A 16,052-nucleotide genomic window follows, 5' to 3' on the forward strand; every position below is an offset into this window, starting at 1 on the left:
TCGAAACAATCAATAATTGCGAGGTTCTTTTATATCGTTATTTTTGAGATAAAAAGGGAGCGATGACTTTATATGCATTTATTATCAGAGGAATATAGCCTAAGGGATTGATGTATTTTTCATTAAAAAGTACAGGAAAATCAGGTACAGTTTTATACCAATTAAAGAGTTCTAAATAGTTCGAATCTAGCTGCGTCTGGTTAGAAGAGGCTACTTCCCAATCTAATAATCTTTTACGTTTTATTTTTCTAATGATAATCTTGATGTAGGTCTTCCACATACAATCAAACAGTATGTAGCCCAAACCAATCAATACAACGATAATTCCCCAAGTTATTACGAAGGCAATATTATTAGGTGTGTCTATCCTTAATCTATTATTTGAAAATGATATGGCTGATAAAGGAGTGGTTAAATAGAATAATAATGTGTAGGCAATGCCAAGTACTCCAAAGTAATTACTGAAACTATTCATATTTTCTGTAAATCTAACTATCCAATCAGCTTCAGAGGGATTATGGAGAGAAATCGGAGTGAATGTAGTAAAATCTAATTTAGAAATTTTCCTTAAAGTTAAAATATAAAATATGTACTTTAAATACAGTTGTATTGCGATAAATACTGTAAAAATTAAGGTAAGGCTACCGTAACTTGTAATCATCTGATTCCAAGTTAATACTTTCAATAAAAGCAATGAAGCAACATAAACAATTCCAATTATGAAAGAGAAAGCAATACTATACCACTGTTGTAAATGAGCTCCAAATCTGCTAACTATTGAAAATATTGGATATCCACTAACAGTAACCCCTGAAATTGAAAATGAGAGGTTACTCTCCTTATTCATTAAATTATGGTAGGTTATAACTTGTGCAAATAATAAAGTATTTACACCAAGGACATAAACATAATTATTTTTGAGTGATGTATCAAAGATTGATAGGATAATTCCTACAAACATCCAACACGTTAAAAAAATTGTCCATAGACATTTTTTTGAAAGAATTTTATCAACTATCCATATGTGCAATTTCATTTTCTCCCGATAACTACTTATTATCACTAGTATATCATAAATTGCTAGTAAACAATCTTTTCTTGTGATAACTTTTCCAAGTCCATCTTGTTATCATGGTGCTATCTTATGGAAAAAGGAGATAGCACTAGTGATGTTAAATAAAATGAAGGCTCGGCTATTTATTGGTTTAGGAGGTCTAGCTGTGACTAGCTTTATTGTGATGATGGGTTACACCATTGGTTCTCAGTCTGTAACCAATCACACGCAGAAACAAATCCAGTCTGAGGCTCAAAAATTACTGACCAAAGAGAAAGAAAAAGAGAAGGCAAGTGTCCTCTCTGATGAGTTAGTCAAGGAATTTCTCACCCAATACTATACTAAGGAAAAGCTAGGCGAGAATAACAACCGTATTAAACCCTATATGACAGATTCTGCCTTTAAGGAAGAGGTATCTCGTCAAGAAGATTCCATTAACCAAGTCTATAAAGACTATATGTTGGATTATCGCTTGGAGTCTGCCAATATCTATGTCAATACAGAAGAAAATGAAGCTTTTGCGGAAGTGTCTTATCAGGTTGTTTACGTGTCAGATGTCAGTGATAAGGCTCAGAGAAGTACACAGACAGAAACAAGAACTCTTAAACTATCTTATGCCAAATTGTCAGATAAACTCCTTGTCAATCAGGTAACCATTTGGAATGGGAAGCTAGGGGACTTGAAAGAGTCTTCAGATGAAGTAAATTCAAGCATTCCAAAGATTCAAGGCACTACTACAAGTGAGACCAACTAGCAGGAGTTCATCTTCTGCTTTTTTTTGATAAGGAGATGAGATGACTAGAATTGAAAGAATGAAACAAAAGGCGATTTTAGATGTGGCAGAAAGTCTAGGTTATTCTTTTAAACGACTATCAGGGCAAGTCTATGAACATCCAGAACACGATTCTTTTAGGATTTTTGCGGATACCAATACTTTCAAATGGTTTTCACGTGACATCCAAGGAGATGTGATTGATTTTGTTCAATTAGTGACAGGAGTGTCTTTTAAAAAAGCCCTGTCTTACCTTGAAACTGGAGACTTTGAACAAACTAAGATCGTCGAAGAGACTTACCAACCCTTTCGTTATTATCTAAGAGAAGAACCATTTGACCAAGCACGGATATACCTGAATGACATTCGTGGTCTAAGTGATGACACTATCAATGCTTTTGGCAGACAAGGTCTATTAGCACAGGCCCATTACCAGACAAAGACCTTTCAAGAATCAGTCCTTGTCTTTAAGAGTTACAATCATCAGGGGCAATTAGAAGGGGCAAGTCTTCAAGGACTTGTCAAAAATGGTCAGAGACATGTTCGAGGTTACCTCAAAAAAATCATGAAAGACTCTCATGGATATGTGGGAATGAGCTTTGATATTGGAAAACCGAAACGTCTTATCTTTTGTGAATCGGTAATTGATATGATGAGTTATTATCAACTCCATCAGAAGCAGTTATCAGATGTGCGTTTAGTTTCTATGGAAGGTCTAAAACTCTCTGTGATTGCGTATCAGTCATTACGATTAGCAGCTGAGGAACTGGGCAAACTTGCTTTTTTAGATACTGTCAAACCAAGTCGATTAACGCATTACCTTCATGCTATACAAGAGACGACTACTTTCTTTCAGACGCACACAGGGTTATTAACCTTAGCTGTTGATAATGATGAAGCAGGGCGAGACTTTTGTCAGAAATTATCTGATAAAGGACTTCCCATTGAAACAGACTTACCACCATTACAGGAACTGGAAACTAAAGCAGATTGGAACGATATTGTGAAAGGTCATAGTAATCATTCTTTAAAGGACATGATACAATCTGCCAAGTTACAAGTTATCCGAAGCAATTCTCCGCCTAGAAAAAATACCGCTTTAGAATTGTGATAACAAAATCAAGTTTCTTAGCTTAATCTAGAAAGTGATAAGGAGGACACCCTATGAGTGTGATTGAACGCCTAGCCGAAAGAGTAGCTAGGCAAGAGGAAAAAGTTGCGAAAGAAACGGAAAAATTAGAAACCTATCGCAGTCAATTACAAACAGCGATGTATCAAGCCTTTATCAAACGCCAACAAAATAGTCCCTGGACGTTTGATGAAGCATTGACGCAAGCCTTTGGCCAATATGAACAAGAACTAAAACCATCAGATAATAGAAATGAGGAATAACACATGACAAAAGATTGGACTTTTGACCAACCCTTAGATGATAACACACCGACATCTTCCACAGAAGAACGTGCGAAGATTGCGGCACTATTTCATAAAGAAAACCAAGAGGGCGCTGAAGACGTTGATTATGTGGCAGCCTTTGAAATGGAACAACAAAAGTCTAAAAATCAGATGGCTCCACAGCAAAAAACTCAAGAGCAATCCACACCAAAAGAGGTGTCCTCCTCAACCATTACAAACGACTACAAGAAACATCTAGCCGATGTGATGGCTAAGAATAATGAGGACATTCGTCAAAGCCAGAAGAAAATTGAAGAGCTGCACCAGTTGATTGATGACAAAAATAAGCAAAATAAGAAATTACAAGCCATTTCAGTAGCCATTGATGACTTGTAAGTATAAGCAGTCCTCACAAGGGCTGCTTTTTATGGGGAAAGAAGATGAAGTTATTCAAAAAGCAAACGCATAACCAAGATAGTTTTAAACGACTCATTCATCGCTTATCAGGAATGTCTGAAGCCGACTTACATAAGGTCAACCAATTATTGGATGTCGTTTTTGACGCTACAAGTCAAACTAACCGAGATGAAAAAATGTCTCCTAAAACTATACCAAAGGAGCCTGTATTAGATGAGACCATTACTGAAGCTAAGAATACACTGAAGACTGAGCAACTTGAAAAGCGGATAGAGCAGTTTAGGCAGGCGAAGAAACCGAAATAAATTTTCAACTGTTTAATCAATCATTTTGTGTAATTGAGCTGTTAAAATGGTCAGTACATGTTATAATAGTTTCAAAGTATAGGAGGTGTGGGGATGAAAACGTGTGTAGGCTATGTTAGATATTCAGTTGATGTTCCTCATATGATTGAGAAACAAAAAGAGATATTAGTGGAGCGGGCTTCTCAGCTTCAGTTAGAACTGTTAGCTATTTATTGTGAAGTGATTGGCGATACTCAGCCTATACAAGATAGGCCAGAAATGACTAAAGCAATCAAAGACATTGAGAAAGCTAATGCCGATTATCTTTTAGTGACAAATGCTAATAGAGTGACTAGATCTGACTTGGGTGTAGTTATTTTGGAAGAGACTATTTTAAAACCACTTGGTGCAAAGTTATTTGTCTGCAATGAAGCAAATGTCATCATAGATAGGACTATTAAATAGGTGTCTTAAAATAAAAAGGAGCAGTCATTTTATTTGACTTGCTCCTTTTATGCTGTTACTTCGAAATGGATTTTTGATACACATATTTTTTTGTCAATTTACTATCATTTAGGTTTTCTATGTCAAAGATGAAATAATGATCACGATTGTCTTTAGCATTTTCTTTATTGAGCTTGAAATAGTTTTTAGCAGATTTCGCCATTGCCAACATGATATCATCTGTTAGAAAAGTCAATGGGGTATCAAGTGCTGAGTAGCGATAGAAGTCACTTTCAAATTTTCGGTAATTATCGCTGAAGTAGTCCATCTGCAATTCGTTTTTATAAAAGTCAAGCTGATTCATGGTAGGCCTCCTCAACTAATGTGATAGCTATAATATCTTCTAAAGCGATAGCGATATGTCCGTCATTGGTTTTTAGAATGACCTCCTTTGTTGAAAGAGTCGGAATGGTTCCGATAATAGTTTGATAGTCATTTTTCTGTTTTCTAGTCACCTGTATGGTCAATTGATTAGCGTAACTCTGACTGAGTAATATTAATTTTTGATTCAGCGATAGGTCAGAAAGGTAGCTGACTTGCTTATTATCATCTGATAAGGCAGAGGTATGTTCCGATAAAAAGAACCCCATCCACTTTTGCATGTTAACGTCTTGATAGTCTCTTGCGGATTGAAATGGTAAGTATGATCGGTCAATCATTGTAATCCCTCCAAGCCACCTGCTGAGTGGCCTCCTATTAGTTTACTTCTTGCAATATTCCTGGAACTGTCTAAGAGGGCAGTTCCTTTTTGAACCGCTAAAAAACCGAATTGGTCTCTAATATGGTCAATAGTTTGTTGTAACCTTTCTTCTTTTTCGGTTGCTTCGATATCATCAAATAATGAGATTAAGGCATAACTTTCATCAACAAAGCCTGAGTAATTGACTGCAATACCCCGAACGGCTCCTGACGTGTATTTTTTACGAAAAAGCGTTAATACGGTATCGGTAAGCAGTCGTGTATGATTAGTGGGTTCTATCTTCATTTGAGCGTTGATTGGCTGTTTCATTTCTGTTTTAGAGTAGGTCACAAAGATGGAAACAATAGTAGCTTTCTGATGTTCTCGCCTCATTCGGATGGCAACTTGTTCAGCCATTTCACTAAGAACAATCTCAATATCACGCTGTTTGACATAGTCACGAGGTAGCACCTGAGAGTTGCCTAGCCCGTGTGACTTTGGTTTATAGGGTTGATGAACATTACTCTCGTCAACACCGTTAGCATGAAACCACAACTGGACTCCAACCTTTCCAAATTCTTTTTTCAATCGATCAGGATTGCTATTGGCTAGTTCCTTGATAGAGGTAATCCCTAGTTTGTGAAGGCGTTTCTCTGTTCTAGAACCGATCCCCCAAAAATCAGTTAGGTTAGGAATTGACCAAACTTTTGTTTCTACATCTTCGTAGGACCAATTGGCACGCATAGTAGGTGTTCGTTTGGCTTCATTGTCTAGAGCAAGTTTGGCCAATAATGGGTTAGCGTTACTCATACCAATGGTAGAATAGATACCAGTCTTTTGCCAGATGTCATGTTGTAGTTTGGCAGAGACCACGTCTAATTTTGCCTTTCTATCCATCTGTTTATCACTTACAAAGTAATTGAGCGAGGAGGTTAAATCAATAAACCCTTCATCAATGGAGTAGGGGAGAATATCTTCAGGAGCCGCATAATCTTGGAAAATGTGCTGAATATCAATATTCTTTTCGATATAGCGATCCATACGTGGTGGAACAATAAGCGTTCGCTTAGCCCAATGTTCAATATAGGAAACATAGGGTGGTGATATGTCTAAGCCTTGACGTTTAGCATTATAGTAGTCAAATTTTCTTGTGCTGATGTCAAAAGGTAAATCGTAGGCACGTCCAACATTATTTTTTCCAAAAACTTTTTTGAACATAGGAGAAGAGGCTAAAATTAACCCTCCAGCGTTATCAGCACGACTCATGACACAAAGAGAGGTATGGAGGGGATTCAATCCTCTATCCACACATTCAACTGAAGCATAGAACGATTTCATGTCAACGAAAGCTATATCAGACTGAGGTTCTCTTGAGTAATCGATATAGCCCATCATCTTAACCTCTTTTTAGTTCTTCTAATTGTTCCATGAGTTCTTGAATATGATCAGTAATATCATACTCTTTGAGATAGGGTGTAAAATAGATACGATTGTCCCTGAGATAAATCATTTCTTTAACATTAACTGTCATGCTTGGGCTCCTATAACTGGCATAAAGTGACTCACAACAAGCCCTACGATACGAGGATTGTCTTCATAAGGAATCCATTTATCAGGGTAGTTATCGTTGAGTGACACCATTCTAAAGCCATTTTCTTCTCGATAAAGTTTTTTAATATAGACAGAATCATTCCAAGATAGGGCGTAGACTGCACCATCGTAATCAAAACCACTAGCACGAATAAGGGCTACTTCACCATCAAGATAGATGGGTTCCATAGAATCTCCTTTAATCCAGGCGGCAATATCATAACCATACTGTTCTTCTTCAGCATAGACGGTCTCTGTCTCGTATTCCTCAAAGAGCGATTCCCCAAAACCAGCAGAAAGTGAAACATCAGATAATACTTCCACAGCAAACAATGGAATAACATTATCATGTGATTCTTGCGCTTGAAGCAATCCTTCTGCATACTCATCAACCTTTCCTTGATTTTCTGTAGAGAGTTGGAGATAGGTATTCACAATCTTGTATTCCGATTCAAAATAGGTTGTTGGAACATCAAGTATTCTTGCAAGGGCAGAAAGATTTTTTTGATTAGGAACAGATTTACCAGATTCCCATTTATTGTATGAAGCTCTATTGATTTTTAACAGATTAGCTAACTCTGATTGAGAATACTGCTTTTCCATTCTAAGTTCTTTAAGACGGCTACCAGAAAACATAAATCAAAACCCCTGTTGCTTTATTATGCAACAATTATATCAAAATATTTTCAAGATGCAAGTAGTAGAGTTTTTTTAACACGAAATGTTTAACAAATATTTAGTAGTACTATTTTATTTGAAACAACAAAAAACAGAGATACGCTTCCTCTGTTTTTAGAATATATTGTATCGTAATCAAAGATTTAAGAGATTGTATATAGGATATTCAATAAAACGTTCCCTTTGTTCATCGGAAAATTCATTTTCGAATAAGTAGATTGCTTGATCTTTGTAGCCTAAAATACAATTTGTAGCAAATCTAATTTCTACTGAGTTGTGATTCATTAAAGAATGGAGATAGGAACTGTCTTTTTGTGTTAAATTATTTAAACGCTTTTTAATTTGTAGTAGATTGAGAATGTTATTTTCAGATTCATCCATATCTACAAGCTTTTGAGCAAATTTTAAACAAAACTGCAAGGTATTTTGGTCGTGTTTAGAATCAGCGTAGTTTATTAGTTTTAATAGACCAAGATCCATATTTTCAATTTTACTTTCACTTGACAAATATGATGAAAGATAATCAGAGATGTTAAAATTATCAATAAGTAGTAGCTGCTCTAATTCAACTGTTTCATATTTTGAAAATAACTGTTTATCTTTGTTGATTAGTACCATATCGTAATCACTAAAGTTATATAGTCTATAGCTTTTAGTTCCTTCGTTTTCTGGAATTAAAAATAGTAATACATGTACATTAGCAAATTGAATGACTTGAGTAGGATTATAGTCTACACGATCTAGAGTTACCACTTGTTCATTTACGATACCATCATACAATAATTCAATTGTTCTAGCATCTTTTTGTGACCAACCCGTATTGTCAAGGTCAGTAGAAATTTTAAGTTTGTCTACTAATTCTTTTAAACGTATGTTCGCATTAAACGCTTTTTTCAGAAAATTAAAATCAATTTTAGCTATATTTTCATCACTAAACTCTAGTCTTTTTCTGTTTAAAATAATTCCTTTATTTTTTTGAAGCTCTATAATAAACTCTAATCCATCTAGTCTTTTTGAGAGAATATTTGAAAGTGAGTAATTAAGAGTTAGTGTTACTAAATCAGGTGTTTTTTGTATTTTTATCGAACAGCCATTATGAAAATCTATGGTGAAGTCATTCTTGGTTTCATAAGCAAAAGTTGTCTTATATACACGATCTTTTCCCTGAATTTGAACTAACATTTCTTTTTCTTCAAATATTTTTAAATTAGCAATATCGTCAATGAGAGGTTCAGGTATCATAGCTCCTTTAGGTTTGTAATAAAGATCTAACTCACCAGATATTGCATAATCAAGAATGTCTAGATAATCCTTGCCAATAAATTTAAACTCTAAGTCTCCGTCAAATGATTCCAAATTTTCAAAGAGAGATTCTTGGCTCCTCCAATCAATATGAGCAAATCCTTTCTGATATTTGCGTTTTTGAATAAAATTAAGAAATACAAAGTTTAACTTATCTTCATTGTTAGGGAGAGGTTTCATATGAATCGAAATATTCTTAATCTTTTTCTTTTTCTTGTCGCTGGCTAATAAAACTTTCTTAATGACCTTTGGGGTTAGTGAAGCATAAGTGACGGTAGGGATATCATCTTTTAAATACACTACAAAGTAGAGTACACCACCTTCTGTCAGATAATGCTCCAAATTATTCCTGTTTATTGAGTATCCAACATTTTCTTTATAATATTCATCCTTACCTTTTACTTGAACTGGAATTCTCTCAACTAAATCAATATTTTGCTTTTTTATGTTTTTATAAAAATAGATATGACCGTCCCAGATGGGTTCTCTATCTCCTTCGGAAATTTCTCTGTTAATATGTTTAGATTTTTTTAATGCCAATTTCAAATAATCGACAGCATCTTCTTCAATTTGCTTAGATGATTTAACCATGAATAACCTCTTGAATAAGTAATTTTATACTAACATTATACCAATTTTTGTGATAACTTTTCCAAATCATCCTTGTTATCCTAATATCATTCCTAAGAAAATCAAAGTTTGATTTTCTACTGGGGGTTTGGGGGCAGAGCCACCAAGTTATCTTATCGTTAGCTGTCAAAACTGGAAGGTTTTAGTCAGCTGGCGATATGATTTTTGGGATATTGTGGACACAATATCTGAGCTCGCAAAGACCGAACAAGAAGAGAGTGAGGTCTTTAGGAAGCGTGCTGACAATGTGAGGCAGCCTCACACTGTCAGACAAGAATAATATTGAAAGGATAGTAGGATGGGACAAGAAATTAAGTTGATTCGTAAGCAATTTAGAATCACGAGACAAGAAGAAAAACAGATAAAAGAAATGATGAGGGAACAAAAAGTGGATAGTTTCTCAGAATTTCTTCGTCAAAATTTATTGAAAAAGAATTATCAGGATAGAATTTTTGAAAGTTGGTTCTCCCTTTGGCAATCACAAAAGTTAGAACAGATTAGTCGAGATGTATATGAAGTTTTGATTATCGCACGAGAAAATCATCAAGTGACTCAAGAATATGTCTCGATTTTATTGACCTGTGTTCAAGAATTGATTGCGGAAGTAAATCAAGCACAACCACTCAGTCATGAGTTTCGAGAAAAGTATATGGGTTAGGAGGTAACTATGGTTTATCGTTATCGTACCAATCTCAAAAAAGTATTTCTAACAGATTCAGAATTACACCAATTGAATGAACGAATTGCTAAGAGTTACTGTCAAAATTTTTCAGTCTATGCTAGAAGAGTGTTACTGAATCCCAATATGTCTTTTGTCACTATTAACACGGATACTTATGACCAGTTAGTGTTTGAATTGAGACGAATTGGAAATAACATCAATCAAATTGCGCGTGCTATTAATCAAAGCCATCTGATTTCTCAGGAACAATTACAAGAACTGAGTAAAGGGATCGGAGAATTAATTAAGGACGTGGATAGAGAATTTCAAGTGGAAGTAAAAAGACTGAAGGAGTTTTATGGTAGTCACTAAACACTTTGCGACACACGGAAAAAAATATCGTAGGCGTTTGATTAAGTATATCCTGAATCCTGATAAAACAGACAATTTGAAATTGATATCTGATTTTGGCATGAGTAATTACTTAGACTTTCCTAGCTATGAAGAAATGGTAGAAATGTACAATGTCAACTTTACCAATAACGACAAGTTGTACGAATCTAGAAATGACCGACAAGAAAAACATCAACAGAATATTCATGCCCATCACCTCATCCAATCATTTTCTCCCGAGGATAATCTGACACCTGAAGAAATTAACCGCATTGGTTATGAGACCATGATGGAATTAACAGGAGGCCGTTTTCGTTATATCGTGACAACTCATACAGACAAAAATCATGTTCATAATCACATCCTAATCAACGCCATTGATCGTAATTCAGATAAAAAGTTGATATGGAATTATGCCTTGGAACGAAACCTTCGTATGATTTCAGACCGTATTTCTAAAGTGGCTGGGGCGAAAATTATTGAGAAGCGTTTTTCTTACCGTGACTATCAAAAATATAGACAGTCGAGTCATAAATTTAAATTAAAGCAACGTCTTTATTTTTTGATGCAGCAGTCAAAGTCCTTTGAGGATTTTTGGGAAAAAGCAGAGCAGTTACATGTTCATATTGATTTTAGTCAGAAACATAGCCGATTCATGATGACGGATAAAGCAATGACAAAACCAATTCGAGGACGCCAACTCAGCAAACGAGATTTATATGATGAAGAATTTTTTCGTACACATTTTGTTAAGCAAGAGATTGAAAGTCGTTTAGAATTTTTGTTGAACCGTGTCAATTCTTTAGAAGAGTTACTAACAAAAGCAAAAGAATTGAATCTAACCATTGATTTAAAACAAAAAAATGTAATCTTTATACTTGAAGAAAATGGAAAGCAATTCAGTTTGAGTCATAAAAAAATAAGTGAGAAAAAGTTGTATGATGCTGCCTTTTTTCAGAATTATTTTGAAGATAAGGAGTTGGTTTCCTCAGAAGTAGTTGAAAGTCTTCGAGAACAATATCATGCTTTTCAAGAAGAACGTGAAAAGGAGAAGGTAGCCGCTGAAGAAATTGAGGAAGCCTTTGAGGAATTTAAGAAGAAGCGAGATGCCATTCATGAATTTGAAGTGGAACTTGCAGACCACCAAATTGAGAATTTAGTTGATGAGGGCATTTATATCAAGGTGTCCTTCGGTGTCAAGCAGAGTGGTCTTATTTTCATTCCCAACTTCAATTTGGATATTCTTGAAGAAAAGAATCAGAAAAAATATAAAGTCTATATTCGTGAGACAACCTCATACTTTGTCTATAACAAAGAATATTCGGACAAAAATCGGTACATCAAAGGTAGAACTCTGATTAGACAGCTAACTAATGATAGTAAGATGATGCCTTACAGAAGACCAACTGTTGAAAGACTTCAGGAAAAAATCTCTGAAATTAACCTTTTGATTCAGTTAACCGAAACAGGTAAGAAATATCAGGACATCAAAGACAATCTGGTTGAAGAAATAGCAGAGCTAGATATAAAAATGATTCAAACCAATGAAAAAATCACCACCATAAACAAGATGGCGGAAGTACTTATCAACCTAAAGAGTGAAGAACTGAGTAGTAGAAAACTAGCTAGCTATGAATTTTCAAAACTGAACTTAACAGAATCAAGCACATTAGAACAAGTGACTGAAGAAATACGAGTATTGCAAGAGGACCTAGGACATTATCTTGATGAGTATGAGGGACTAGCTAGGAAGTTAGAAACATTTGTCAAGATTCTTAATACTAATAAACAGACAGAACACGAATTTCATGGAGATATTGCCCTAGAATAAATAAAACCAGTCTATTGACTGGTCAAAAAATAGTATATTGAAATTAAAGTAATCGGTAGATTAGTTCTTTTAAGTCTTTAGCAGTTTGAACTTCATGAATTTTAGTATCAATAGGTAGTTTGCGTTTCCTGTGATTAAACCAAATGGATTTCCAACCAGCATTTAAGCTTCCTTCAATATCATTTTCAAAGTTATCACCAATATAAAGTGTTTGGTTGGGGAGAAAATTGAAATTCTTAGAAGCGAGATTAAAAATTTCAATTTGAGGTTTTTGGAAACCAGTTGCTTGGCTAATGATAATTTTCTGTTTATCAAAGTATTTTAGAACGTCTAATTGTGATAATTTTTTTAATTGATGTTTAACTGGACCATTCGTTATGATTCCAATGGGAATCCTTTTTGCCGAACAGTATTCAAGAATCTCTTTTAATTCAGGAAACAAGGTAATTGAACTGAGTTCTTTTTCGTATGTTTTTTGGAAAGAGAGTGCTAAATCATCAGAAATACTAAAAGATCCAAATTCACTTATTATCTGTTTACAACGAAAAATACGTAGTTCTTCAATTGAAATTTGCTTATTAGTGTATTTTGGAAAAGCAATATCAGACCAATACCTGAATCGTTTATAGATAAATTCAATTTCAGAAATATCAAGTTCAGGAAAACATTGTATGATACTATTTTTGAATGGTAAAAGATGGTCATATAAGGTATCATCAAGATCAAAAACGATATTTTTATAAGTCATAAGTGAGTTTAATCTGCTTGAATAATAGTTGTTTGTTGGCCAAATTCATTTAATTGGTCTTGGGATATTTGACTATCGGTGATGATAGTATCAATTTGTTCTAGAGTATAGAAATTAAAGAAATCATAACGATTGAATTTGGTACTATCAACCAACAAAATTTTTTCAACAGCATTGTCCAGTGCTAATTGTTGAATTTCTCCTTCAACATCACTGTATGTTGCGATAGCATTATCTGATACGGCGTTAGCACTTACAAATGCTTTAGAAAAACGTAAGGTTTTTAGGTTAGTTATAGCCATTGAACCAACGAACGCCCCTGTAATTTCTCTGTACTCTCCGCCAATCAATAATAAGTCAACAGTCCTACTCTTATTCAGTATAAGGAAAACAGGAAGACTGTTTGTAATTACACGAATATTACGAGTTTTTAACTCAACTGCTAGATGTTCTAACGTTGTTCCAGGACCAATGAAAACAGTTTCACCATCTTTGATGATCGAATTGGCTTTTTGTGCAATAAGTTTCTTCTCTTTAGTTTGAAGCACCTTTTTTTCAATATGAGTTTTTTCGTGCGGTTCTTCATCTTTATAGAGTCGTTGTGCTCCTCCATGTATACGAGTCAGGAATCCTGCTTCAGCAAGTGAGTCTAAATCTCTTCTAGCAGTCATATCAGAGATATTTAGCTCTTTCATCATATCTTTGACAGTAATAACACCTTCAATGTTTAACATATCTAAGATACGTTCGTGCCTTTCTTTCTTTATCATAACTATGTTTCCTTTCTGTACTTACAAAATAACTATCTGTTAGTATTCTATCATAATAAAAATATAAAAACAAACAAAACAGAACATAATAAACATAAAAATAGTTGACAATATAACAAAACATGATTATATTATATGTTTGTAAACGTCATTGAAAGTGTAACAGAGGAGGAATAAGTCATGACGAAAAAAATAATAGGCGTTGATTTAGGTGGAACATCAGTAAAATTAGCCATTTTAGATGTTTTAGGAAATATAGAAGCTCAATGGTCAATCCCAACAGATATAAGTGATAATGGCAAAAATATTGTATCTGACATTATCAGTTCCATTCAAGAATATCTATTAGAAAATAGCTTATCTTTAGGCGATATTAAGGGCATAGGCATGGGAAGTCCTGGCAAGATTGATTTTGAAAAAGGAACAGTAACAGGAGCTTATAACTTAGGGTGGTCGAAAGAACAAAATATCAGAGAACAATTTGAAGAAGCATTTGGTCGTCCTTTTTATATAGATAATGATGCTAATGTTGCGGCGCTTGGTGAACGATGGAAGGGGGCTGGAGATAACGCACCTGATGTTATTTTTGTAACACTTGGAACAGGTGTAGGTGGAGGAATTATTGCTCAAGGCCAATTACTTCATGGTGTTAATGGAAGTGCTGGTGAGATTGGTCATATGGTTGTTGATGAAGATGGATTTCCATGTACTTGTGGGAATATTGGATGTTTGGAGACTGTTGCTAGCGCCACAGGGATTGTCAATATTGCAAAAAGCTTTGCTAGTCAATTTGATGAACCAAGTGAATTAAGAAGGTTAATTTTAGAACATCAAGTAACTGCAAAGGATGTTTTTGATTTCGCTAAGAAAAACGATTCTCTTGGCCAAAAAATTGTATGGCAATTTGCCAATTACTTAGGTAAATCATTGAGTCAATTGGCTAATGCACTTAATCCCAATTATATTGTTATTGGTGGTGGTGTTTCTGCTGCAGGGGATTTTCTTTTAGATAAAGTAAAAGAAGAGTTTGATAGATTTGCTTTTCCAACAGTTAGGAATTCTACTAAACTAGCTTTAGCTACTTTAGGGAATAATGCTGGAGTGATTGGAGCTGCAAGCCTAGTTTTATAATAGTTATACCAACAAATATTAAGTTTGTTGGTGTTTTTATTTTTTAAAAACAAACAAATCAAACACAAATAGTTTAAAACACAAAAAAAAAAACATAAAACTGTTGACTTTTGTTTTTAATGGTGGTATTATAATGGTGTAGAAATAATGAAAGCGTTATTTCAAACAGTTTTGCAAAAATTTATCGTCGATGTAGCTACATTCAATTATTTTCTAATGTAACAGGAGAAAGAAAATGGCAGTAATTATTGGTGCTGATAAAGCAGGTACAGAACTTAAAGAGACAGTTAAATCATACTTGATTGAACTTGGTAAAGAAGTTGTTGATGTGAGTAAAGATGGTCAAGACTTCGTAGATGTAACTTTAGCAGTTGCTAAAGAAGTGACTTCTAACGATTCAAACTTAGGAATCGTAGTTGATGCGTATGGTGTTGGACCTTTCATGACAGCAACTAAAATCAAAGGGATGATTGCTGCGGAAGTTTCAGATGAACGCTCTGCTTATATGACACGTGGTCACAATAACTCACGTATCATTACCATTGGTTCTGAAATTGTAGGACCTGGTGTTGCCAAAAATATCGCTAAAGGATTTGTTGAAGGTGAATATGATGGAGGTCGCCACCAAATTCGTGTTGATATGTTGAATAAAATGTGCTAAAAAATCAAAAGTTAAAATTAGAGGAGAAAACAAATGAAAATTGCAGTAGGCTGTGACCATATTGTAACTAACGATAAAATTGCGGTAGTAGACTATTTGAAAACTCAAGGTTATGAAGTGATTGACTGTGGTACTTACGATAACATTCGTACGCATTACCCAATCTTTGGTAAAAAAGTAGGTGAGGCAGTAGCGAGTGGTGAGGCCGATCTTGGTGTATGTATCTGTGGGACTGGTGTTGGAATTAACAATGCTGTCAATAAAGTTCCTGGTATTCGCTCTGCTCTTGTTCGTGATATGACATCAGCTATCTACGCCAAAGAAGAATTGAATGCCAATGTAATTGGTTTTGGTGGTAAAATTACAGGTGGCTTATTGATGACAGATATTATTGAAGCATTTATCCATGCAGAATATAAACCAACAGAAGAAAATAAAAAATTGATCGAAAAAATTCAACATGTTGAAACACTCAATCAAGGACAAGCTGATCCACACTTCTTTGATGAATTCCTAGAAAAATGGGATCGTGGTGAATATCACGACTAAGGG

At 34.6% G+C, this 16,052-nt stretch carries 21 protein-coding genes; 12 read left to right on the forward strand and 9 right to left on the reverse strand.

All coding sequences use genetic code 11. The features are described 5' to 3' along the window. Positions 1-37: 37 nt before the first annotated feature. On the reverse strand, positions 38-961 hold the full coding sequence (locus DQM45_RS03345) for a hypothetical protein (protein WP_262863909.1): 924 nt from the start codon (positions 959-961) through the stop codon (positions 38-40). 208 nt (positions 962-1,169) lie between these two features. Between DQM45_RS03345 and DQM45_RS03350 the strand changes: the two genes are divergently transcribed. The 6 genes from DQM45_RS03350 (at position 1,170) to DQM45_RS03375 (ending at position 4,387) form a co-directional block, all read left to right on the forward strand. Further along, positions 1,170-1,808, forward strand: a complete 639-nt coding sequence (locus DQM45_RS03350) for a hypothetical protein (protein ID WP_003083489.1) — start codon at positions 1,170-1,172, stop codon at positions 1,806-1,808. Positions 1,809-1,848: 40 nt separating this feature from the next. Then, positions 1,849-2,937, forward strand: coding sequence for a toprim domain-containing protein (locus tag DQM45_RS03355; RefSeq protein WP_003084411.1), 1,089 nt, complete (start codon positions 1,849-1,851; stop codon positions 2,935-2,937). A gap of 53 nt (positions 2,938-2,990) precedes the next feature. Beyond that, positions 2,991-3,218, forward strand: coding sequence for a DUF5965 family protein (locus DQM45_RS03360; RefSeq protein WP_003083319.1), 228 nt, complete (start codon positions 2,991-2,993; stop codon positions 3,216-3,218). 3 nt (positions 3,219-3,221) lie between these two features. Beyond that, entirely contained in the window at positions 3,222-3,617 is a 396-nt protein-coding gene (locus DQM45_RS03365) for a DUF5945 family protein (protein ID WP_003084059.1), read from the forward strand. Between the two features lie 44 nt (positions 3,618-3,661). After that, positions 3,662-3,943, forward strand: a complete 282-nt coding sequence (locus DQM45_RS03370) for a hypothetical protein (RefSeq protein ID WP_003082951.1) — start codon at positions 3,662-3,664, stop codon at positions 3,941-3,943. A gap of 93 nt (positions 3,944-4,036) precedes the next feature. Continuing rightward, positions 4,037-4,387 (forward strand): recombinase family protein, encoded by a 351-nt coding sequence (locus tag DQM45_RS03375; protein WP_003083708.1) that lies wholly within the window; start codon positions 4,037-4,039, stop codon positions 4,385-4,387. 55 nt (positions 4,388-4,442) lie between these two features. Here the strand turns inward: DQM45_RS03375 and DQM45_RS03380 are convergent, their stop codons facing one another. The 6 genes from DQM45_RS03380 to DQM45_RS03400 form a co-directional block, all read right to left on the reverse strand. Next, complete coding sequence (locus tag DQM45_RS03380) at positions 4,443-4,730, reverse strand: DUF5960 family protein (protein WP_003085340.1); 288 nt, start codon at positions 4,728-4,730, stop codon at positions 4,443-4,445. Further along, on the reverse strand, positions 4,717-5,085 hold the full coding sequence (locus DQM45_RS03385) for a hypothetical protein (protein WP_003083640.1): 369 nt from the start codon (positions 5,083-5,085) through the stop codon (positions 4,717-4,719). The genes DQM45_RS03380 and DQM45_RS03385 overlap by 14 nt, the downstream gene beginning before the upstream one ends. Then, complete coding sequence (locus tag DQM45_RS03390; protein ID WP_039984844.1) at positions 5,082-6,497, reverse strand: Y-family DNA polymerase; 1,416 nt, start codon at positions 6,495-6,497, stop codon at positions 5,082-5,084. The genes DQM45_RS03385 and DQM45_RS03390 overlap by 4 nt, the downstream gene beginning before the upstream one ends. 4 nt (positions 6,498-6,501) lie before the next feature. Then, a complete protein-coding gene (locus DQM45_RS10245; RefSeq protein ID WP_003085076.1) occupies positions 6,502-6,636 on the reverse strand; it encodes a hypothetical protein in 135 nt (44 codons plus the stop codon). Continuing rightward, positions 6,633-7,331, reverse strand: a complete 699-nt coding sequence (locus DQM45_RS03395; RefSeq protein WP_003083067.1) for a helix-turn-helix domain-containing protein — start codon at positions 7,329-7,331, stop codon at positions 6,633-6,635. Before DQM45_RS03395 ends, DQM45_RS10245 begins: the two co-directional genes overlap by 4 nt. Positions 7,332-7,508: 177 nt before the next feature. Further along, on the reverse strand, positions 7,509-9,266 hold the full coding sequence (locus DQM45_RS03400; protein ID WP_003082588.1) for a DUF4365 domain-containing protein: 1,758 nt from the start codon (positions 9,264-9,266) through the stop codon (positions 7,509-7,511). 337 nt (positions 9,267-9,603) lie between these two features. Between DQM45_RS03400 and DQM45_RS03410 the strand changes: the two genes are divergently transcribed. Genes DQM45_RS03410 through DQM45_RS03420 form a run of 3 tightly spaced genes read left to right on the forward strand, consistent with a single transcriptional unit; the run spans position 9,604 to position 12,190 of the window. Then, positions 9,604-9,963 (forward strand): SAG1252 family conjugative relaxosome accessory protein, encoded by a 360-nt coding sequence (locus tag DQM45_RS03410; RefSeq protein WP_003085008.1) that lies wholly within the window; start codon positions 9,604-9,606, stop codon positions 9,961-9,963. Positions 9,964-9,972: 9 nt separating this feature from the next. After that, positions 9,973-10,338 (forward strand): MobC family plasmid mobilization relaxosome protein, encoded by a 366-nt coding sequence (locus DQM45_RS03415; RefSeq protein WP_003083998.1) that lies wholly within the window; start codon positions 9,973-9,975, stop codon positions 10,336-10,338. Continuing rightward, a complete protein-coding gene (locus DQM45_RS03420; RefSeq protein ID WP_003084620.1) occupies positions 10,325-12,190 on the forward strand; it encodes an SAG1250 family conjugative relaxase in 1,866 nt (621 codons plus the stop codon). The genes DQM45_RS03415 and DQM45_RS03420 overlap by 14 nt, the downstream gene beginning before the upstream one ends. Before the next feature lie 43 nt (positions 12,191-12,233). Here DQM45_RS03420 and DQM45_RS03425 read toward each other — a convergent pair whose 3' ends face one another. Both DQM45_RS03425 and DQM45_RS03430 read right to left on the reverse strand, forming a co-directional pair. Beyond that, entirely contained in the window at positions 12,234-12,938 is a 705-nt protein-coding gene (locus DQM45_RS03425) for an HAD family hydrolase (protein ID WP_003085294.1), read from the reverse strand. Positions 12,939-12,946: 8 nt separating this feature from the next. Further along, the gene (locus DQM45_RS03430; RefSeq protein ID WP_003083650.1) at positions 12,947-13,708 is read right to left on the reverse strand and encodes a DeoR/GlpR family DNA-binding transcription regulator; all 762 of its coding nucleotides are present in this window, start codon (positions 13,706-13,708) and stop codon (positions 12,947-12,949) included. A gap of 180 nt (positions 13,709-13,888) precedes the next feature. Here DQM45_RS03430 and DQM45_RS03435 point away from each other — a divergent pair, with 180 nt between their 5' ends. The 3 genes from DQM45_RS03435 to lacB all read left to right on the forward strand — a co-directional run bounded on the left by DQM45_RS03435 (position 13,889) and on the right by lacB (position 16,049). Next, positions 13,889-14,839: an ROK family glucokinase gene (locus DQM45_RS03435; RefSeq protein ID WP_002936385.1), complete on the forward strand. Its 951-nt coding sequence runs from the start codon at positions 13,889-13,891 to the stop codon at positions 14,837-14,839. A 235-nt stretch (positions 14,840-15,074) separates the two neighbouring features. Next, positions 15,075-15,500 carry a galactose-6-phosphate isomerase subunit LacA gene (gene lacA, locus DQM45_RS03440; protein ID WP_003084983.1) on the forward strand — a complete coding sequence of 142 codons (426 nt, stop codon included), beginning with the start codon at positions 15,075-15,077 and terminating at the stop codon, positions 15,498-15,500. Positions 15,501-15,533: 33 nt separating this feature from the next. Next, complete coding sequence (lacB, locus tag DQM45_RS03445; protein ID WP_002936382.1) at positions 15,534-16,049, forward strand: galactose-6-phosphate isomerase subunit LacB; 516 nt, start codon at positions 15,534-15,536, stop codon at positions 16,047-16,049. Positions 16,050-16,052 lie beyond the last annotated feature (3 nt).

Origin of the sequence: Streptococcus porcinus, assembly GCF_900475415.1 — a bacterium.
Classification (GTDB): Bacteria; Bacillota; Bacilli; order Lactobacillales; family Streptococcaceae; genus Streptococcus; species Streptococcus porcinus.